The organism is Tunturiibacter gelidiferens, from assembly GCF_051013345.1.
GTDB lineage: Bacteria > Acidobacteriota > Terriglobia > Terriglobales > Acidobacteriaceae > Edaphobacter > Edaphobacter gelidiferens_A.
The window spans coordinates 6,572,783-6,593,107 of sequence record NZ_CP132939.1 but is presented as its reverse complement, the minus strand read 5'-3'; the positions used below and the strand labels follow the sequence as shown (position 1 = coordinate 6,593,107).

Annotated in this window: 19 protein-coding genes and 1 pseudogene; 10 read left to right on the top strand and 10 right to left on the bottom strand. The window is 56.8% G+C overall.

Translation table 11 applies throughout. The features are described from left to right. Positions 1–53 precede the first annotated feature (53 nt). From RBB80_RS33320 to RBB80_RS33300, 5 genes are all read left to right on the top strand, one after another. The gene (locus RBB80_RS33320) at positions 54–971 is read left to right on the top strand and encodes a tetratricopeptide repeat protein (protein WP_433966336.1); all 918 of its coding nucleotides are present in this window, start codon (positions 54–56) and stop codon (positions 969–971) included. A gap of 261 nt (positions 972–1,232) precedes the next feature. Further along, the gene (locus tag RBB80_RS33315; protein WP_433966335.1) at positions 1,233–2,978 is read left to right on the top strand and encodes a tetratricopeptide repeat protein; all 1,746 of its coding nucleotides are present in this window, start codon (positions 1,233–1,235) and stop codon (positions 2,976–2,978) included. 357 nt (positions 2,979–3,335) lie between these two features. Continuing rightward, entirely contained in the window at positions 3,336–5,018 is a 1,683-nt protein-coding gene (locus RBB80_RS33310; RefSeq protein WP_433970010.1) for a CRTAC1 family protein, read from the top strand. Between the two features lie 57 nt (positions 5,019–5,075). Continuing rightward, positions 5,076–5,657: a YceI family protein gene (locus RBB80_RS33305; protein ID WP_433966334.1), complete on the top strand. Its 582-nt coding sequence runs from the start codon at positions 5,076–5,078 to the stop codon at positions 5,655–5,657. Positions 5,658–5,765: 108 nt separating this feature from the next. After that, positions 5,766–6,590 carry a hypothetical protein gene (locus tag RBB80_RS33300; RefSeq protein ID WP_433966333.1) on the top strand — a complete coding sequence of 275 codons (825 nt, stop codon included), beginning with the start codon at positions 5,766–5,768 and terminating at the stop codon, positions 6,588–6,590. A 55-nt stretch (positions 6,591–6,645) separates the two neighbouring features. Here RBB80_RS33300 and RBB80_RS33295 read toward each other — a convergent pair whose 3' ends face one another. The 8 genes from RBB80_RS33295 to RBB80_RS33260 all read right to left on the bottom strand — a co-directional run bounded on the left by RBB80_RS33295 (position 6,646) and on the right by RBB80_RS33260 (position 10,447). Continuing rightward, positions 6,646–6,822: a hypothetical protein gene (locus RBB80_RS33295; protein ID WP_433966332.1), complete on the bottom strand. Its 177-nt coding sequence runs from the start codon at positions 6,820–6,822 to the stop codon at positions 6,646–6,648. A gap of 41 nt (positions 6,823–6,863) precedes the next feature. Next, a complete protein-coding gene (locus RBB80_RS33290; RefSeq protein ID WP_433966331.1) occupies positions 6,864–7,406 on the bottom strand; it encodes a hypothetical protein in 543 nt (180 codons plus the stop codon). Positions 7,407–7,558: 152 nt separating this feature from the next. Further along, positions 7,559–7,903 (bottom strand): GlsB/YeaQ/YmgE family stress response membrane protein, encoded by a 345-nt coding sequence (locus RBB80_RS33285; protein WP_433966330.1) that lies wholly within the window; start codon positions 7,901–7,903, stop codon positions 7,559–7,561. Positions 7,904–7,905: 2 nt separating this feature from the next. Continuing rightward, entirely contained in the window at positions 7,906–8,031 is a 126-nt protein-coding gene (locus RBB80_RS33280; protein ID WP_433966329.1) for a hypothetical protein, read from the bottom strand. Between the two features lie 89 nt (positions 8,032–8,120). Further along, positions 8,121–9,179: a hypothetical protein gene (locus RBB80_RS33275; RefSeq protein WP_433966328.1), complete on the bottom strand. Its 1,059-nt coding sequence runs from the start codon at positions 9,177–9,179 to the stop codon at positions 8,121–8,123. A 110-nt stretch (positions 9,180–9,289) separates the two neighbouring features. After that, the gene (locus RBB80_RS33270; RefSeq protein WP_433966327.1) at positions 9,290–9,445 is read right to left on the bottom strand and encodes a hypothetical protein; all 156 of its coding nucleotides are present in this window, start codon (positions 9,443–9,445) and stop codon (positions 9,290–9,292) included. A 19-nt stretch (positions 9,446–9,464) separates the two neighbouring features. Continuing rightward, a complete protein-coding gene (locus RBB80_RS33265; protein WP_433966326.1) occupies positions 9,465–10,013 on the bottom strand; it encodes a hypothetical protein in 549 nt (182 codons plus the stop codon). A 74-nt stretch (positions 10,014–10,087) separates the two neighbouring features. Next, entirely contained in the window at positions 10,088–10,447 is a 360-nt protein-coding gene (locus tag RBB80_RS33260; RefSeq protein ID WP_433966325.1) for a hypothetical protein, read from the bottom strand. Between the two features lie 763 nt (positions 10,448–11,210). Between RBB80_RS33260 and RBB80_RS33255 the strand changes: the two genes are divergently transcribed. Continuing rightward, on the top strand, positions 11,211–12,479 hold the full coding sequence (locus RBB80_RS33255; protein WP_433966324.1) for a hypothetical protein: 1,269 nt from the start codon (positions 11,211–11,213) through the stop codon (positions 12,477–12,479). A 913-nt stretch (positions 12,480–13,392) separates the two neighbouring features. On the opposite strand, the gene RBB80_RS33250 is transcribed toward RBB80_RS33255, so the two are convergent. Beyond that, complete coding sequence (locus tag RBB80_RS33250) at positions 13,393–14,352, bottom strand: IS5 family transposase (protein WP_433964127.1); 960 nt, start codon at positions 14,350–14,352, stop codon at positions 13,393–13,395. A gap of 210 nt (positions 14,353–14,562) precedes the next feature. Then, on the bottom strand, positions 14,563–15,129 hold the full coding sequence (locus tag RBB80_RS33245) for a cupredoxin domain-containing protein (RefSeq protein WP_433966323.1): 567 nt from the start codon (positions 15,127–15,129) through the stop codon (positions 14,563–14,565). Between the two features lie 215 nt (positions 15,130–15,344). Here RBB80_RS33245 and RBB80_RS33240 point away from each other — a divergent pair, with 215 nt between their 5' ends. The 4 genes and pseudogenes from RBB80_RS33240 to RBB80_RS33225 all read left to right on the top strand — a co-directional run bounded on the left by RBB80_RS33240 (position 15,345) and on the right by RBB80_RS33225 (position 20,294). Continuing rightward, positions 15,345–17,288 (top strand): winged helix-turn-helix domain-containing protein, encoded by a 1,944-nt coding sequence (locus RBB80_RS33240; RefSeq protein WP_433966322.1) that lies wholly within the window; start codon positions 15,345–15,347, stop codon positions 17,286–17,288. Between the two features lie 361 nt (positions 17,289–17,649). Beyond that, a complete protein-coding gene (locus RBB80_RS33235; RefSeq protein WP_433966321.1) occupies positions 17,650–17,847 on the top strand; it encodes a hypothetical protein in 198 nt (65 codons plus the stop codon). 418 nt (positions 17,848–18,265) lie between these two features. Then, on the top strand, positions 18,266–19,123 hold the full coding sequence (locus RBB80_RS33230; RefSeq protein WP_433965123.1) for a tyrosine-type recombinase/integrase: 858 nt from the start codon (positions 18,266–18,268) through the stop codon (positions 19,121–19,123). Next, positions 19,120–20,294: pseudogene (locus tag RBB80_RS33225) on the top strand (IS91 family transposase). Before RBB80_RS33230 ends, RBB80_RS33225 begins: the two are co-directional and overlap by 4 nt. The last annotated feature ends 31 nt before the right edge of the window (positions 20,295–20,325 follow it).

Below are 20,325 nucleotides of genomic sequence, written 5' to 3'. Positions count from 1 at the left end.
CTCCGGGAGCTGCCGCTGTTGAAGCTACGCCAAGTCTCAAGCAGCTGCGAGCGATGATCGATCGTGGGCTTGCCGTAGATGCTTTGAAGCAACTGGATGTGCTGGCTGCGCAACGTCCGGTGCCGACGGGCGTCAATCGGTTGCGCGGTCTTGCTCTGTACACGACCAATGACTTTACGGATGCGGATGTGGCGTTGGCGAGTGCGTTGAAGCAGGATCCTCACGATGAAGAGTCGGCGCAGCTGCGAGGGCTGACGTTGTTTCGGATGGGGAGACCAGCGGCGGCGATCCCATTTCTTGAGTCTGCGTCTAACTGGACGTCGCAGACCAGAGTCGATCCCAATTATGTGCTCGCTCTTTGTTACGTCGATACCAACCAGTACGACAACGCACGCCGGGCGTTTGCGACTCAGTATGGTTTTGCAGCCGATTCAGCTCCGGCCTATCTGCTGGCTGCGCGAATGCTGCTGCGTCGGGACTATTTGATAGTGGCGCAGCAGTTCGCTACCAAAGCGCTGGAACTGGAGCCGCAGTTGCCGCTTGCACATTCCTTGCTTGGCGAAGTTGCGCTTGCTGGCGAGCACCTGGACACGGCGATTGCAGAGTTTGAGAAGGAACGGCTTCGTAATCCGCTCGATGGGAGCATCTACGACAGGCTGGGTGACGCTTACAGCCGAGCAGGAGACTATACGAAGGCACAGCAATCGCTGCAGCGTGCGTTGCTGCTCGAACCGACCACGACGGGGCCGTATATTCTGCTGGGGAAAGTATTGCTGAAGCGGCAAGACCCGGCGAGCGCGGTGATGTACCTGGAACGGGCCGAAAAGATGGACTCCAGCAACTACATCACACACAGTCTCTTGGGACAGGCGTACCGGTCGCTAGGCAGGGCAGAGGACGCGAGTCGAGAGACCGAGGTCTCGCACAAGATCCAGGCAGCGAATGAACCCAAACTCGAAACGCTTCATTGAAGTTGGAGCATACTTCTCAGGAACCACGCCACGGTGACTTCGTCGCGGCAAGTTCTCGTCTCTTTCCCGGGTCCTGGTCCTCAGCATTCAGGGACGACGGTGAATCTGGTGCCTCTCTGATTGCGATGCGAATCCGTTTCTGCGTTCGAACATTATTCGATCTGGTAGTTCAGCACTAAGAAGGACAAGTGGGTCTTCGAAGAGATAAGATCGGGTCGCCACAAATCCATGGATAAGCTTCCACAAGACGAGCTTTTTGTTGTGAAGGCGATATTGATTTTCTGGATGGCTCTCTCGAAGATCGCGTTTTCGCAAGAGCCTTCGGCGGCGCTGAGGAAGGCAGATGCGGCGTATCGTGCAGGTCAGGCTGCCTTGGCTCAAAAGGATTTGAGTGCGGCACAGGCTGACTTCGAGCAGGTAGTCCAGTTGGCTCCGCAGGCTGAGCAGGGGCACAGCGCGCTCGGAGCGGTTCTAGTAAGTCGCGGACGTGTGAAGGAAGGCATCCACGAGCTTGAAAAAGCGCTTGCGATAAAGAACAGTGACAGCACCGCGCAGATGAATCTCGCGATGGCGTATGAGGAGATCGGTTCGCCAGAGAAGGCGATTCCGTTATTTTCCAGATGGGAAGCGGAGGCGCGTCTCGAGAAGCGCATGCTGGCTTCGTATGTACTCGCCGCATATGCACGTTCTCTTGCGGCGAATCATCAGATAGTGCTTGCGGTCACAAAGATGAAAGCTGCGCTTGCAACAGATTCGCAGAACGCGGGGCTGCACGATGAGCTGGGTTCGCTTTATGCGCAGCAGAAGGATTGGACGGGTGCACGCGGGGAGTTTGCGACGGCCATTCGACTGAACCAGAATTTAGCGATTGCGCATTTGCATCTTGGCCTGGTGATGCAGGCCCAGGGTGAGAAGGACGGGATGACCGAGCTGATGCAGGCAGCGCAACTGGCTCCGCAGGACGCGATGATTGCGCTTGAGTTCGGCAAAGCGCTCGTGGCAGATGGGAAGGACGAGCAGGCGATTCCGGTCTTCCAGCACGCGCTGGAGTTGGAGCCAAACTCTATCGCAGCTTCGTATCAACTTGCTCTCGCTTTACAGCGATCGAACAGGGCCCCGGAAGCGATTCTGCTGTTGAAAAAAGTAGTTACCGCCGAGCCGAATAATGCCGAAGCCATGACTAATCTTGGGATGGCGCTTTGCCAGGCGCAACAGGCTAAAGATGCAGTGCCGTTGCTGCAGCGTTCCATTGCGCTCAACCCGGCGAGTGTGACGACGCATCAAAACTTAGCGGCGGCCTACGTTCAATTGAGCCAGTTTGGCGATGCGGTGGTGGAACTGCGTCGGGCGCTCAAACTGGAGCCTGACGCGCCTCAACTGCACTACAACCTGGGTCTCGCGTTCAAGCTGCAGGATGATGCAGTGGGCGCTATCCCGGAGTTAGAGACCGCTCAGAGGCTTGATCCGTCGGCGCCCGAGGCTCCTTATCTTCTGGGCGTGCTCTACATGCAAACCGGGCGGTATGAGGATGCGGCGCGTGAGATGAATATCTCGCTGAAACTTCGTCCTGGGAATGGAGACGGGTGGGCGACGTTGGGTAGTGTTTACGACAAGTTGAACAAATTACCCGAAGCCACGTCGGCGCTGCGGGAGGCTATCCGGCAACTTCCAGGTCAGCCTGATCCGCACCTAACGTTGGCGGCTGTGCTCGTAAAGCAGAACCAGCCGGGAGAGGCCTCAGCAGAACGCAGGAAAGCAGCTGAGCTTATGCGGAGCAACATGAACCGTCAGCGCGCGGAGGTCGCTACGAACGCTGGAAACTCTGCGCTGAGAAACAACGACGTGGAGAGCTCCATTACACAGTTTCAGGATGCACTGAGCTACGACGCGAATTACGCGGAGGCACATCTTGGTCTTGCAGCGGCACTGGACAGGCAGGGTAAGATCGCAGAGGCGGCGGCGGAGCGTCAGAAAGCTGAGGCAGTGAAGACCTTGGGAAATCCCTAGCCGCAAACCAAGAAATCGGCACAGAGCAGATATCAAAAGACGACGAACAGGTTGTGTACAGTGGATTGAAGCGTTCGCTATAATTCAGCGCACAGATGTAGGGATCACTCACTAAGTCTCACCTTTCATGGGACCAGGGCAACCTTGAGAAGAAAATTCACTGACTTGAATCGCCGTAAGTTCATTCGATCTCTTAGTCGCACTGCTCTTGTGCTGCCGTTCGCAGATATCCTGGCGCTGGCTTCGCCGTTGCAGCAGCAGGCGCCCCCAGCACCGAAAGGCATAGGCCCGCAGGAACGCAGCTACGATGCGAAGGCCGCTCCGCCTCCGCCTGGGGAGAAGTCTCCGATAGAAGATATGCCGCTGGGCGTGAGTTTTCTCGACGTCGCGAAGGAAGCCGGCCTTACAAGCAAGACTATCTATGGCGGGGAAGCAAAGAATAAGTATCTGTTGGAGACGACGGGTTGCGGGCTGGCTTTTTACGACTACGACAATGACGGCTGGCTTGATTTGTTTCTTGTCAATGGGTGGCGACTGGAGGGTTTCCCCGCGGGACAGGAGCCGCGATGCCATCTCTTCAAGAACAATCGAGATGGCACCTTTACTGACGTAACGGCTGGCTCCGGCCTGGAGCATAAGACCGGTTGGGGGCAGGCCTGCTGCGTGGGTGACTACAACAATGACGGCAACGATGATTTGTTTGTAACTTATTACGGGCAGAATGTACTGTATCGCAATAACGGTAAAGGAACCTTCACGGACGTGACACAACAGGCTGGCCTTATACAGCCTGGCCCGAAGGTGCGCTGGAATACGGGATGCACGTTTGTTGATTACGACCGCGACGGGCATCTTGATCTGTTCGTCGCCAATTACGTCGATTTCGATCTGAAGACAGCACCTTTGCCGGAGGATGGGCCGTGTACGTATAAGGGGATACTGGTAGCGTGCGGTCCGCCGGGACTGGCTGGCGGCAGGAATATTCTGTATCACAATAACGGCGACGGGACTTTCAGCGACGTCAGCGAGAAATCTGGTATGTGGACCGCCGTGGGGACCTATGGGCTAAGTGTTGCCGCGTCGGATCTGGACAATGATGGCTGGCCTGATATCTATGTTGCGAATGATTCTGCGCCAGCCACTCTCTATTTGAACCAGAAGGATGGAACCTTCCGCGATATCGCGATAGAAGCCGGAGCGGCGCTTTCGGCCGAGGCCAAACCGCAGGCAGGGATGGGAGTTTCGATCGGAGACTATAACCACAGCGGAAATCTCGACATTGTGAAGACTAACTTTGCGGGCGATACGGATTCGCTTTACACCAACATGGGGGATGCGACGTTTGAAGACCACACTTATCCCAGCGGATTGGGCGAGAACACGCGACTGCTTGGATGGGGTGTCGGCTTTTTTGATATGGATAACGATGGGTGGCTCGATATCCTGATGTCGAATGGCCATGTTTATCCTGAGGTGGATAAGTCGAAGGCCGATCTTAAGTACGCAGAACATAAATATCTGTACCGCAATCTGCGTAATGGCCGCTTCCAGGATGTCACTAATAAAGGTGGCCCAGGGATTCTTGAGGATGTGCCCGCTCGCGGATGTGCCTTTGGCGATTACGATAACGATGGTGATTTGGATATCGTCGTGAACTGTATTAACGCAGGGCCACAGCTTCTGCGCTGCGATTCGACATTGAATCGTAACTGGATCAAGATCAAATTAGTGGGAGTGAAGTCGAACCGTTCCGGAATTGGTAGCAGGGTGATTGTTACTGCCACAACGACACCTGATGCGACCAAGCCCTCGAGACAGCTTGATGAACTACGGAGCGGAGGTAGCTATTTTTCGCAAAACGATATGCGTATGCACTTCGGACTGGATCAAGCCAAGAAGGTAGACCTGGTGGAGATTCGGTGGCTCAGCGGTCAGGTAGATCAACTCAAGAATCTTGAAGTGAACCAGCTGTATGTCGTGCAGGAGGGTGGAAAGATCCTGAAGGCTGGTCCTCTGAAGGCAGCGGCGCGTAAGAGCTAGCATTCGCGCTTTCTTTCTATTTGACATGGCAGCGAAGAAAGTTGACACTCAAGCTCCATGCGACTAGCCCTTCTCACTCTTTTGACATTCGCCTTAATGCCGCTACCGATCCGCGCGCAGGTTCCCGTCTTTAAAACAACTCCGGAGGAAAGCAGCATCAAGTTCTTCGTGAAGGCCTCGGTCGCTCTCGTGGGGGACTTCGACAAGTGGAAGGCATCTCTGACCTTTTCTTCTCCAGATGTGACTACCGCCGTTCTGGATATCCAGATCCAAGCAGCGACGGTAAACACGGGAAGCGGAATGAAGGACAAGAAACTGAAGAGTGCGGATTTTTTTGATGTCGAGCAGGCACCCTACATTACGTTTCACTCAACAAAGATTGTGCAGACTGGACCCGAATCGTTTGACGTCCTGGGAAACTTTTCCATACGAGGTGTCTCCAAACCCGAGACGTTGAAGCTGACGGTTTCAGGCAAGGGTACGGGAACGGGTGTCATCAAAGGGATGATGGCGTTTGATCGCAAAGAGTATGGGATGACGAGCGGGATTCCCTTTGTGAAGATCGCAGACCGGGTTGAAGTGGATGTTGATCTGAAGGTAGAACAGGTTAGCGGACCACGGTTGGTCTATAAAGAATAGCCGTCTGCATCGAGCTACTGCTGCTTGCTGATAGCCCCCTTTGACATTTTGCACGTGGCTATGTGGAACCTTGCTGAGGTGGAGCTGTTCGTGGACGACGAATCGTGAATGAATGGATACGGCCATCTTCGATGGCCATGGATAGCCGTGACGGAGGTTGCGATGTTCACCATTCGTTCGATGTTTTCGGCGGCGCTGCTGGTGGAAGCTGCTTTGCTGGTGACTTTACCCGGGCGCGGATTGCAACAGGCGCAGGGGAAAGGCAACATGGCTGGCATGGACATGAGCGGGGACAAGATGGGTGACATGGCTGACATGAGGAGCATGGGGCCGAGCATGGCAGCCATGGCTGGCCACATGTCCGTCACGGCGGTGTGGCCAAAGCAGCCCGGCGATGAGGCGAAGGCGAGGGAAGTGGTTGCCGAAGCGAAGGCGACCATGGAGCGATATAAGGACTACCGCAAGGCTCTGGCGGACGGATACGTTATTGCGAACCCTAAGTTGGAACAGCCGCAGTATCACTTCAACAACGAGGCCAATGCCCGGGCGTCCGATCTACACTTTGATCCAAGCAAGCCGACTTCCTTGCTCTACCGGCACACCGAGTACAAGCAGTACAGGCTGGAGGGGGTGATGTACACGGCGCGACCGAACTCGACGGAAGAGGAGTTGAACGAGCGGATCCCACTCAGCGTGGCGCGGTGGCATGAGCACACCAACTTCTGCGAGGCTCCAGCAGATCGCATGAAAGACTATCAGGCTGCTCATCCAAAGTTCGGCATGTTTGGATCGATCCACACCAAAGATGCCTGCGAGGCCGAGGGCGGAATCTTCCATCCTTACATGTTCACCTGGATGATCCACGTCTTTCCGTATGAGGACGACTTCAAGGATGTCTTCTCGATGAATGACGACGTGGCTCATGTGCATTGATCGAGTCTCGAACCAATGATGACCAATGATGATCGTTCTTCAGGCGGTGTGAGTGCTATTCGTTGGCGATCATCTCGCGAACGTCGGCCAGGTGCTGCTTGAGCTGGGAGATCTTGTGGGGCCAGGAGCCTTCGGGGTCGGGATAAGGCTCTCCGGCGGCGTATCTGCGTTCGGCCTCGGCGAGGCCCTGGGTGATGTGGGCCAGGCGGTCTTGCAGGGTGGGGCCACTCATGATGAGAAGCCTATCACTTTGGAGGAACGGTTATGAGAGTTCTATCTTGAGAGGACCAGGGATTTGAGGTGGCTTCCGTCGTAGTAGAACTGGTTTGCGGGGCCTACTAGTTTTTCGTAGACGAACGACTCCCGTGAGATGGTCACTTTTTTGGAGCCGTATAGGTCCTGGTAGCCACCGGGGTGGAGTTTCCAGACGACCATTGGGGCTGCAACCTGGGTGGGAGGGACAACGATCAGGGTAATCGGGTTGTCTTTTTTGAGGTAGACGAGAGTGAGCTTTTCGAGCTGGTTGCTCTGCTCGCTTCCCTGTGTGGGCTCACGCCGAATGAGGGCCACGAGGTATGAGGTCTTGCCTTTGGGGTAGAAGTTTCCAGAGGTTAGTCCAGGGCATTCGCCGGGGTGATTGCCCTTCCATCTTTGAGGGTCGGTGCCTGCAAGGTCCTGCGGTTGCAGGATGGTCCAGTTGTCCTGCTCGACGGCGGAGCGGATGGATGCGGGAAGATTGTTCAGGCAGTCCTCTGCATGGACGTGCGCTGCGAGGGAGATAACGATTGCGAGGAGGATGCCTTTCCATGGGCTCATGGTACTAGCTTCGTCTGCTCTGAGGTGTTTAGCGATACGACCTTTAGGGGAGGGAGACGACAGCGCGCTTCGGACGAATGCCCATATCTCTGAATTGAGACATGGGCATGTGCGGGGTTGACCGGAAAACGTATCCGTTCGAACCAGTTGGCTTAGAGGTTTCGGGCTCTGTTGCCAGTGACGAGGCGAAGGAGCAAGGTGAGAAGGACCGCACCGACGATGGCGACGATGACTGTATAGATAAGGCCGCCGGATCCTGCATAGCCGAGCTTCTGCATAATGAAGCCGCCTACGATGGCTCCGACGATGCCGATGACGATGTCTCCGATTGCGCCATAGCCACTGCCCTTCATGAGCTTTCCGGTGAGAAGGCGCAGGGCCTGGGCTCCGTGGGGTGTGAGGACGCCGGGCTCGGTTGGCCACGCGGGCCATGGTTGCGCATTGTAGGCACCGGAGCGGGTCTCACTCTCGATTGGAGCTCGGACGCCGTGGCGCATGATCACATGACGGCTCGAAGATCGCTTTGGTCCTGTAACGGAGAGGTCTGGGCTATGGCCGTGTTGCCGCAGAGCGCGGTAAGTAGAAGGCCGAGGAGCATATATCGTTGACGTGCTACGAAGATCATCCACTCTCCCATGGGACCGTTGTTGCAGGAAGTACTGGAGCCTGGGTGGTGGATCGGACGCAGGCTCCAGCGGCAGGCTGTCGAAACGACTACTTGTCAGACTTTGCGGACGCTGCGGGGCGAAGCTCTTTCGCCTCCTGTTTCAGATACGGAGCCAGCGCTTCGTATTGATTCGTCGCGATGAAGTTGACACCGGCTGCGATCGCGGCCTTCCAGCGTAGAACAACAGCTTCGCGCGAGCCGAAGTTATAAGCAGATCCCCATCCCTGGTCGTCGGCGGGAGCAAAGCCGTCGAGTGCGTAGAAGCGTACCCAGTAGCCCATCTTGTGGGCGTGGTCGACGAGCGCATGAAGCCGCATGTTATCGGCTGGAGTCCAGTCGCCTGCGCGTGGCTCACCACCCTCCTCCACGGTGTACCAGGAGCTGTTCCACCAGCGACGGTAGTTTGTAGGCGGCTCGCTGAGGAGCTCCTCCGGTTTAACAGTGACGGCCAGATGCATGAGTTGCTCGATCGGCATGTCTTTGGGCGTGGCGTGCTCGTGCGCCGAGCCAAACAGACGCAGACGCGCACCAACGGGGAGGTCGTCATAAAAGACCTTCTGCTGTTCATCGGACTCTTCCGTGACGACGAGGATGGGTTTTTTGTCGATCGGCGAGAGGGTGGCTGTATCGTTCGTCTTTACGGCAGTCGAAAGCCAATCCTGATGCTCGCCGAGGATCTGCCAGACGGCCTGGAGCAGCGGCGTCTGATTATCCTTGAAGTCAAAGTGCAGGACGATGACCGGCCACTGGCTCCGCTTGTTTTCTCCGATAGCTTTTTCAACGACCGGGCGCACCTGCTTGAAGAAATAATCTTCAAGCGTAGGCTCATTGCCCGTTGTGTGCGGAGTATGCGAGACGACGACGCGACCCTTGCCGGCGGGATCAACATACCATGCGAGGTCCTGCTCAATTGAGACCGGATAGCCCGAGGCGAGTGCCCGCTGAATACGGTCGTTCCAGTGCCCTTCGTAGGGATAGCAGTTGTGCGCGTCCAGAAGCGGCTGATTGTGATTAAGAAAGTCCAGATCCGGGCTCTGTGCATGGGCAGGCAGAACGGAAAGGCCGAAGAGCAAGAGAGTGAAGACTGAGTGGGCCTTGGGACGCATGCTGAATTTTCCTTTGTCCTATTTTCTGCTACGTGGCGTCACTATGGCAGCCACAGAAATAGCCCGCTGGACCTCTTTGTCTTTTTGAGGTCCAGCAGCCGGTGAGGAGATTAGAAAGATAGGCGAAGCGCGAACTGCATGATGCGCGGATCGCCTGCGAGCGAGGTGATGGTGCCGACACTGCTGTCCAGAAGACCTGAGTCGGGTTGCGCGAAGAGCACACTGTTGGTGAGATTGAAGACCTCCCAACGGAATTGGAGCTTCATCTTCTCGTGTAGAGAGAAGTCACGCATCAGAGCGAAGTCGAAGACGTTCGTGTGGCCCGCGCAGGTTGTTGATGCCGCCGTTGCCGTAGGGATTCGCCGTCGTCGGGAGGACGTAGGGATCCGTGGTGTTGGGCGAAAGCGCCGGGCAGCTCTTATTGCGAGAGGTGTAGAACCAGCAGTTGACCTTGCCAACGATCTTCTGCGGGCCTGTGACGTTGGGGAGCGACGTGGCGTTTCCGTAGATATCGATGTCGTTGCTGAAGTTGCCGCCCGAAGTGACAGTGAACGGGAGTCCCGACGAGTAGGTATAGACTCCCGAGGTGCGCCAGCCACCCAGTAACGCTGCAGCAGGTCCGGAGTGCAAGAACGCCTTGTTGTGTCCGAAGGGCAGCTCGTACAAGTAGGACACCACCACCCGCTGGGGAATGTCGGATCCGCTGAGGGCATTGCTGGAGGTCTGCTTGTAGGTGGTGCCGGTGTTCTTGGACCAGGTGTAGGCGGCCTCGAACGACAGTCCGCCACTGAAGCGACGCTGCACGGAGGTCTCAAGCCCACTGTAGTTGCCCACTCCGTTTGCCTGCGAATACTCGAGATAGCCGAATTTGGGATAGGGGAAGGTTGTCGTGCCGGGGACAAACTGGTTCAGATCGCGGATGATGTCAGATTTGAGGATTTGGTGCCGACATAATCCATCGTAAGTACCATGCGTGCCGGGAGCTCCCGTTGGAAGCCGATGCTCCACTCCTGGGTGGACGGGGTGGGCGAGTTGGCCTGCATAGCGTGAATATGAAGAGTGGACAGGCTTACGTTGGCTGGGTTCAGTGTGTTCGTCGGAAAACCATTCTGAAGGAATAAGGCCGGCTTGTTGCCATTTGGATTGGTCTGGTTGTCGATGACAGTCCCTATGGAGGCATCGTCGCGCGAGAGTTGGGGGCCAGCCTCGGTACGGTATCGATAACAACACCTTCTCTGAGAATCTGCAGGAGCTCTCCGCTTCGGCATCTCGTCCCTCCGTTGACGTAATCAGCGAGTTCAAGGTCATTAGCAGCGCCTACACTGCTATGTACGGTCGCAGCCCCGGCGCACAGGTCGACGTCACAACCAAAGGCGGCACAAACAACATTCACGGCCTGCTCTTCGATTGAGTGTAACCTCTAGCAGGCCCGGCGGATTGAGGGCAAGCTGGTCCTCGCTGCCGGCACGCTTGAACAGGAGATAACAATCAGTGACGAGTCCGGACAGCGACGCGACACCTGCCTGTGAGAAGACAGCTCGTGGCAGAAGAAAAGAAAACAGCGCGAGCGCAAGAAGGCGAAAACGAAAAGAGTTCATAAGGCCAACCTGAAAATGGGATCGGAACTGTTCTTGAAACACGGCCCGCAAACGCAGAGTATGTTGCACTGCGGAACATAGGACGGAGAGTATTGGGCCGACGGCGACCGTACAAGTGATGGCCATGTGTAAACACCTCTTCTCCGCGCAGTAAATCGAATCAGAGAGGCGATTACTTCAGGAGTTAGTCTCTATGTGAAATCTCGTGACATAGAGACCGGATGGGTCTGCACTCCTCAATCGCATGGATGTGTATTCCTGCAAAACCGGTGTATACACCTCCCAATTGATGCAGGACGATGAATTTCATTCACGCACCATTCACAGCCAGGATCTAGGATCAGGCTACGCAATGCCGTTGCCATAGCGTTCAATCTCGATGGCAGGAACCTTCATCTCAACGTCTGACATGACTATTGTTGCCGCGTCCCCAATGAGCGAGGAATATGCAGCAGTAGAGCGCATCGTCGGAAGCCGGCATTTTGCAAAATCTCCATTGCTATCGTCATTTCTGACGTACGCCTCTCGTCGTGCGCTCGAAGACGGCATGGTGCGCATCTCGGAGCATGAGATTGGATTGAACGTCTTCCAGCGAAGCGCTAGCTTCGATCCGCGAGAGGACAATATTGTTCGCACTTACGCCCGGCACCTGCGGAAGCGGTTGCAGGAGTACTACGAGACGGACGGCGAGAACGATCTAATCCGCGTAGAGATTCCGAAGGGGACCTACGTTCCGGTCTTCCGGACCATTGAGGCGCCTGCGGAGTTTGAAGTAGCCGTGGCGGATTCCCTGCCGGAAAAAGGGGCGTCACAGGCAAACTTTCCAGTGGCTCGCTCGCGTTGGCGGCAGGCCTGGATGCTGTGGGCTGCAGCCCTCCTGCTTGCGGTATATTCGACCACACTATTTTGGGCAGGCCGCTGGACCGTGCATCCTCAGACGGCCACAGAACACCGGAACACGCTGCATCCACTGTGGACCCAGCTCTTTCGTCCCGACCGCGATACATTCGTCATTCCAGGGGATGTCGGGTTTGTGATCTTCCAACAAGAGAACCACCGCACCTTCTCTTTGGAGGAATATCTGAACTGGTTCTCGTCGCCAGCTTCAAACAGTCTCCTCTCCATGTCTTACCTGAGGGATCGAACCTATACGAGTATGCAGAATCTCGCCATCGTGTCGAGCCTTCAACGATTGCCCGAGACGCTTCCCGACCGCTTCATCGTTCGTGCCGCGAAAGATGTACGCTTCGACGACCTGCGCGACGGGAATGCGATTTTACTAGGGTCAAACTTCAGCAATCCATGGGATGAGATCTTTGGCGAGAAGCTAAACTTTCATTTCGTAGATCGTCCGAATGAGGATCGCGATTGGATCGTTAACCGTCACCCTGTCGAAGGAGAAGCCAGCATTTACGAGCCGACGACGACGAATACTACGCATCGAACCAATGCTGTCGTCGCCTTTGTTCAGAATCTGGACAAGAACGGTCACGTCTTACTGTTACAGGGTCTCGATGCAGCCGGCACGCAGGCTGCGGCGGACATGCTCCTCAATAGCGAAGAGATGCAAAGAGTCATCCAGGCGGCCATGAATCGCTATGGCGCAGCAGTGAGCTTCGAGTTGTTGATCGAGGCAAACAGCCTGGATGCAAACTCACATGCAACGAGCAGTCGAATTGTTGCCAGCAGATTCCACGAGTGACCCAGAACTGCCTTGGAATCATTTGAGCATCATCCCTCCGGCCAGAGTGGCTTCCTGACGATCTGTCTGACCGCAGCAAAAATGATGACTCTGGTGGTTGAAGTTCAGACTTTTTTGGAGGGTGAGTTTGTGGTGTTTTGTTGGGGTTTTTGAGAAATTGGGGTGTTTTGATGTGGTGATTTTGTGATGTGGCTGTGGTGTTTTGCGTGGTGGATGTGGTGTTTAAGTAGTCATGGTTTGTGGTGATTAAACATGTGACACGGATTCTGGGTTTATTTTTTGGGCTTCCCGTTTTTGGGAATGAAGATATGGGGTTCCCGGGTCACTCCGGAATTCTGAAGTCGTAGACCCTTCGGCGGCGGCGCCTCCCGACCTGGCTCCTCCTGTGGAACGTCAACACTGCGAAATCTGTGGGGATGTTTTTGTAGTTGTCTTTGCGTTTTCTCGAGGACAGAGCGAGCACCAGCCGGGGCAGTTTTAGGCGACGATTGATCAGTCTGATATTCGCGGGTCGGAACCGCATAATCACGATCCGTCGGGAGCTGCCTCTGACTGTTATCGCGAGTCCGGCCGAGCCTGTCGCATAGGGCAAACGAGGATTCTTCTTCGTGCTTGCCTCGGCTGCTGCTGGCTCTGTGCTCGAGATTCGCGACGATGTTCATCGATTGGGTCGTCTTTGTTTTTCACTCTTAGGATGTTTTTGCTTTTGACTTTTCTTTTGTCAGGCCGCGATCCGGAGACTCAATTGGCTGAAAAGGAAGCGTGACGACGACTTAGGGAACCTCTGCGTAGGCGTCTGACTTTCTGGGGTCAGGGAGTGGGCATGGAAGATGCGCGGGTTTTGGTTGGTTTGATGCTGTTGGAGGGCTAATTGGAACGCGCATCCGCCCGTTTTCCGGGGCTTCCAGGCGCACTACTGCCCAAGGACTGCCAGACGTTTGCGGTGCAGGTACAGGTTCACCAGCGCGAAGTTCGCGCACAGGCGGTGATGGTTCTTCGCGATGCCTCTGTATCTCACTTTGTCGAAGCCGAAGATGCGCTTCAGGATCCGGAACGGATGTTCTACCTTGGCCCGCACCCTCGACTTACTCCGGTTCTTCTTTTTCTGTAACTCGTCGACATAGTTTTTGAACTTCGTCCGCTTGCAGGTCATGTCCTGTGCCTTCGGAGCGGCCTCTTGGATGGCGTCGGTCTGGCCCTGATAGCCGCCGTCGCCCCACACCTTACGCTCTTGGCCGTGCAGCAGTTCCGGTAACATGTGGCAGTCCGCCACGCTGGCTGCGCTCGTCGCCACAGAGTGGACGATGCCCTCCCTCGCGTCCACGCCGATATGCGCCTTCAGGCCGAAGTACCACTGGTTGCCCTTCCTGGTCTGGTGCATCGCCGGGTCGCGCTCGCCACTCGCGTTCTGGGTCGACGAAGGCGCATGCAGGATGGTCGCATCGACAATCGTGCCCGTCGCGATCCGGATGCCCCTGGCATCCAGATGCACGTTCACCGCATCCAGCATCAACCCGCCCAGCTCGTGCCTCTCCAGCAGATGACGGAACCGCAGGATGGTCGTCTCATCCGGCGCAGGCGCAATCCCAAGGTCCACGCCAACGAACCGCCGCAGCGCCGCAGACTCGTACAACGCCTCTTCCACCCCAGGGTCCGACAGATTGAACCACTGCTGCACAAAGTAAGTCCGCAGCATGATCGCCAACCCTACCGGCTGCCGTCCCTTGCCCGCCTTCGCATAGTGCGGTCGTACCAGGGCTTCCAGCGCAGACCATGGAACCACCTGCTCCATCTCGTCCAGAAACAACTCCCGCCGACTCTTCCGCCCGTACTTCTCAAACACACCCTGACTCGACAGACTCTGCTGCTTCATCGCAATCTCCTCGCAGCTATCAGATTAATCAATCAGGCAAGCGATGCAGAACTTGTGCAGACTCTCCCTAGACGGCGTCACGCTGTGCTCGCGCGCTCTCCAACATATGCAGGAAGGGAAGTGCCAATTCACGGATCCAGTAGTGCTGGCGACGCTTCAATGCGTCCAGAGGTGAAGGGAGGGCTCTGAATGTTCTCGTCTACGACCGGATCATTTTACAATGACTGTCATGCGCATCCAAGGATGGATGCAGCACTGAAAGTGATGTACGCCCTTCGAAAGACCAGCGACTTGGAGCTGGCTGCCTTGAAGGATGCGTGTTCTGGCTACGGCAACACTCGAAAAACCCGCAGCACACTCGGGAGCCGCGTTTTGTCCCCCATTGAGCGGCGGTATGAACCCACCTCCGAAGTTCGCAACTTCAGTGTAAGTGTGGGGCTCGCCGCCCTGGTTCACCGCGATAATCGGGGTTCCTTCGTCCACAGTGAGCTTGTCGGGTTCGAAGTCCCACTTCGGGTCGGGGTGTCCAGAAGCGGCTTCTGCGAACAATGTAGAAAACGTCGTGGTGTAGCCCAGCCCGGTGAAGCCAAGCGCGACGTTCTTGCAGAAACCCGGCCCCACATTGCCTGGGAGATTGAAAGTCGCTGGATCGCATTCGTCCAACGCCACGACCTGTGCGGGGGTTGCGTGCTGGTCAGAGTCATGGTCATGCATCATTCCAGCAAATAGAAGAAGACAACCACCGGCTAAACCAATCTTCACGAGTGCATTCGTCATGTTCCTCTCCTTAACCGATCCGCCCGAGAATCCAGCCACGGATTCCAGGTGCGCTGAGTTCGCAAGCTGCAAAGTGATGGGCACTCTCTCATTTGCGCAGGAAGGGATCAATCCCTGCGGCCTCCTTCTCTCCCCAAAGTTTTCTCCATCCCTAACCTATTGAAGAAGAATGGCTTTCTCGCCATAGCAAAACTCTTCGCCAGCCAAAAGGAGATGTGATAGACTTTGCGAACTTTGCGGGCGTTGATATGGCCGCCTCCACACCAACCGATCGCGTACTGCGTTTCGGCGATTTCGAGCTGGATGTTTGCGCAGGTCAGCTGCGGAAACACGGTGTAAAGCTACGGCTGCAGGGCCAACCGTTGCAGGTCCTGGCCGTTTTACTCAAACATGCCGGCGATGTGGTCACTCGAGACGAACTCCGCTCGCAGATCTGGTCCGCAGACACCTTCGTCGATTTCGACCACAGTCTCCACAACGCGATTGCCCGCCTTCGCGAGACCCTCGGCGACTCAGCCGAGACTCCGCGCTACATCGAAACTCTTCCGCGGCGCGGATACAGGTTTATCGCGCCAGTGGAAAAGGAAGAGGCGCCGGATCCATCTGGTTCCGCCAACGAAGCGCCGCCCCGCGAAGTCCCTGTCGTCGCAGCACGCAGCATGCCCCGCGTATTCCTGGTCACCAGCGTCGTGGCCCTCCTCGTTGGAACGCCGGCTTTCTGGCTGGTGCGCACGGGTGCTCATCCTACGAGTGCCGCCCCTCGCCTGAATTCCATCGCGGTTCTACCCCTCGATAATTTGTCCGGTGATCCGTCAGAGGAATTCTTCGCGGATGGCTTGACCGACCAGTTGATTACCGACCTCGCGAGGGTCGGCTCGCTGCGCGTCATCTCGCGAACTTCGGTTCTGCGCTACAAGGGCACAAAAGAAGGCCTTCCTGAAATTGCACGGGAGTTGAACGTAGACGCCATCGTGGAGGGATCGGTCGTTCGTTCGGGTCAGCGAGTGCGCGTTACCGCACAACTTCTTGAGGCATCCACCGACCAACACCTCTGGGCCGAGACCTATGATCGCGATGTTGGCGATGTGCTGAAGTTACAGGGCGAGGTAGCCGGCGCCATCGCGCAACAAGTCCGTGCACAACTTACTCCGCAGCAGCAAGCTCAACTTCGCTCGGCCCAGGCGGTGAACCCTGCGGCATACGATGCCTATCTCAGGGGGCGTCTTTACTTCGTCAACGAGTTCACCAAACCTGATTCACTGAAGAAGGCGCAACAGGACTTCGAAGATTCTATCCAAAAGGATTCGAACTTCGCTCTTGCTTACGCGGGCCTGGCTGACACTTATGTCTATTTAGCCTTCACGGGAGCCCTGCAAAAGGAATCCGCCTACCGCTCTGCCAAGCAAGCGCTCGCCAAAGCACTGCAGCTGGACGACAGCATCGGCGAAGCCCACGACACCCTTGGTGTCCTGAGTTGGCGATTTGACTGGGACTGGGACGCTGCCGACCGGGAATTCAATCGCGCCATCGCTCTGGCACCGAGCTACAGTTGCGCACATGAGGATCGCGCCATATTTCTCGCATTTGCCGGCCGGCGTGCCGAAGCTCTCGCCGAGATCGCCAACATCAACCAGCTGGACTACGGCGTCAGCTCGGCTATGGCCGAATCGGCAACCTATTACGAGCTGCGTGATTATCCGGGCCTGATGGAAGCAAGCAAAAGAGCCTTGCTTTTGGACCCCAAGGATTGGTTCCAACATTACTTTCTTGGTGTCGGGTACGAAGCTACCGGCAAACTTCCGGAAGCGATCTCAGAGTATCGGAAAGCGATGGAGTTGTCGGATGGTTCCCCGATCACCGCCGTTGCGCTTGCACATGCCTATTCCGCTGCAGGCAGAAAAGCGCAAGCCAATAAGATTCTTCGCGATTTGGAGCGTAAATCAAAAGAGAGTTCTGTTCCGCCGTACACGATGGCCACCATCTACGTCGGCCTCGGCGAAAACGACAAAGCTTTCGAGTACCTCGAGAAAGCCTGCTCGGAGAAGTCTTTAGACGTCTCCATGTTCCTAAAATCCGACTTCCTCCTCGATGACCTCCGTCCCGATCCCCGTTTCCAGAACCTTCTTCACCGCATGTCTCTGCCGGCTAAACCGAAATAGCAAACCTAGATCACTGCGCCGAACTATCCAACTTTCCCTGTGCCTGGGCATCTTTATCCGGCGCTGTACAGCAGTGCCGATTCAACCCTGCGCATCTGTTCGCTCCGTGAGTACAAAATCGCCAATTCACTCATCGACAATGGAATGCGAGACGCGTGCCCGAATTGTTTGAATGTTAAGTCAGCGAGGAGCACGTGGTGTTGCATAGGCTGAACTCAGCGGCGACACTGATTCAGAGAACCCCCACGGAGGCTCCTCGAGGACATATCAAGAAGAGCATCAGTTACTGCGTGAAGGATGTGAGTGGCCGGACCAACAGGAAGGCAAGGTTGTATCGGCCCGACGCGAGCTGGACTGCTGGATGAAGACGCTACCCCAGCCGTGGACCGTGGCGATGGAGGCGACGATCTTCAGCGGCTGGATCTACGATCATCTGCTTCCGCACGCCACCCAGATCAAGGTGGCTCACCCATCGATGCTGCGAGCGAACGGATGGCAAAAGTATCTTTATGCCGAGCGTCACGTCAGAAAACAAACCGGTGATACTCAATGTCAATGAGGCGGGCAAGGCTGAGATAGTTCTGGAGGGTGACGCGAATACTAGTTTTGAGTGGCTGCTTCAGTCTCGTGACGGGCGCTATGGGATCTTGGAGGAGGAGGTGCCTGGCGAAAACAATGTCTGGATGGTCGAACAATTCTGAACAGGGTTCGCAAAGCTGGATGACCAACCTCAGACGGCTCCGCATTCGACGGGTTGATCAGTAACGAGAAAGGAGCTTTTCGTGATTGAGGGCGCAAGTCCCGTGTTGTCGGCCACTCGGACATTACCCCTCCTTGGCGGTAATTTCCGTATAGCCCGGTCAGGACTAAGCCGCTGGCGCGGCGGATGGATCGTGGTGGTGTGACGAGAGGAGAACGGCGGGGCTAGCGTTGTTGGTTATAGGAAGGAGGATCCTATGACCCCACTCCGTCGACGCATGCTGGACGATCTCCTGCGGCGCAACTATTCCCCTGATACGATCCGCGGCTACATCCGTGCTGTGCAGCAGTTTGCCGAGTACTTTCACCGTTCGCCCGAACAGATGGGTGGCGAAGAACTGCGCCGCTATCAGCTTTACCTGCTTCACGAGAGGAAGTTTGCGCTCGGCACGGTGGAGAACAACATCTCGGCTCTGCGGTTTCTTTACAAGAAGACGCTGAAGCGGCGCGATTTGGCTTTCGACGATCTGCCTTTTCCCAAGCAGCCGCGCACCTTGCCAACCGTGCTCAGCCAGGACGAGGTGACGCGACTGATCGAGGCGGCGGCGAACCGCATGCATCGCATGCTCCTGATGCTGCTCTACGCCACCGGCATGCGCCGCACCGAAGCGTCTCTGCTGAAGGTGAGCGACATCGACAGCCAGCGCATGGTCATCCACATCCACCGGGGCAAGGGCATGCGCGACCGCGATGTGCCGCTGACGCCGAAGATGCTCGAAGCGCTGCGCGACTACTGGCGCTGGAAGAAGCCCCGCGTCTATCTGTTCCCCAGCAAGAGGAGCGCAGCCGGCAGCGATCAGCCTATCTCCGATAAGACGGTGTGGAACGTCTGCCGGGCGGCGGCCACCCGCGCGGGCATTCAGAAGAAGCTTGGCCCCCATACGCTCCGGCATTGCTTCGCCACGCATCTGCTGGAAGGCGGAGCCGACCTGCGTACCATCCAGTTGCTGATGGGGCATGAGCGACTGGAAGACACGACCATCTATCTGCACCTGTCCCAGCGGCATCTGCATGCCGCCATCAACCCGCTTGACCAACTCACGATCCGCAACATGCAGGAGAAGCGACTGGGATGACGCGGCCACCTTTCGAGGTGGCCGATGTGATCCGTACAGCAGGCAGCAGGTTTCGAGAACGTGCGTCGTTGACATGGCCGCAGGCGAAGGTGCTCGACGCCATCGCCCGTTGCCGCACGGCCGCGCTCGGGGGACATCGCGATCAGTGCTCCAACTGCGGCCATCAGGCCATCTCTTACAACTCATGCCGCAACCGGCACTGCCCCAAGTGCCAGACCAACGCTCGCGAACAGTGGCTCGCCAAGCGCCAGCAGGAGCTGCTGCCCGTGGGCTACTATCACCTGGTCTTCAGTGTGCCGCACGCGCTCGTGCCGCTGATGTGGCAGAACCAGCGGCGGCTCTTCGCTCTGCTGTTCGAAGCCAGCGCAGCCACGCTGCTCGAAGTCGCAGCCGATCCGAAGCATCTCGGCGCTCAAGCCGGTTTACTCGCCGTGCTGCATACCTGGGGACAGACCCTGCAGCCTCACCCGCATGTCCACTGTGTCGTGCCCGGCGGCGGTCTGTCGCCGGATCACAGCCACTGGATCTCTTCGCGCCCTCACTTCTTTCTGCCCGTCAAGGTCCTCAGCCACGTCTTCCGCGGCAAGTTCCTTGCTGGACTACGACGCGCTTTTCATCGCGATCAGTTGCGATTCTACGGCGAGTGCTTGCCGCTGACAGAAGAGAAGAACTTCGCCGCTTTTCTGCGTACTCTGTTCCAGCAGGACTGGGTCGTCTATGCCAAGCCGCCCTTCGGCGGGCCGGAGCACGTCCTTCACTACCTGGCCCGCTATACCCACCGCGTCGCCATCTCCAACCACCGCCTGCTCTCGGTCTCAGATGCCGCGATCAGCTTCCGCTGGAAGGACTACGCGCATGGCAGCAAGCATCGCACCTTGACGCTCTCGCCGGAGGAGTTCCTGCGCCGCTTCCTCCAGCATGTGCTGCCCAGAGGCTTCCCCGCATCCGCTACTTCGGCTGGCTGACCAACCGCTCCCGTGGAAGTCTGCTTCCGCTCTGCCGCTACCTGCTCCACCAGCCGCCGCCGGCAACAGATGCGCCCTCCTCCACCCAGCCAGCCACATGGCCGTGCCCTCGCTGCCAAGGCCCCATGTATCTTATCGAGCGACTTACTGCCGCTCAGATCTTCTTCGCCGAAACTCGACCTGTAGGTGCCTATGACACGTCCTGACCTCATGTTTAACCGGACCCTTGCACCTGCC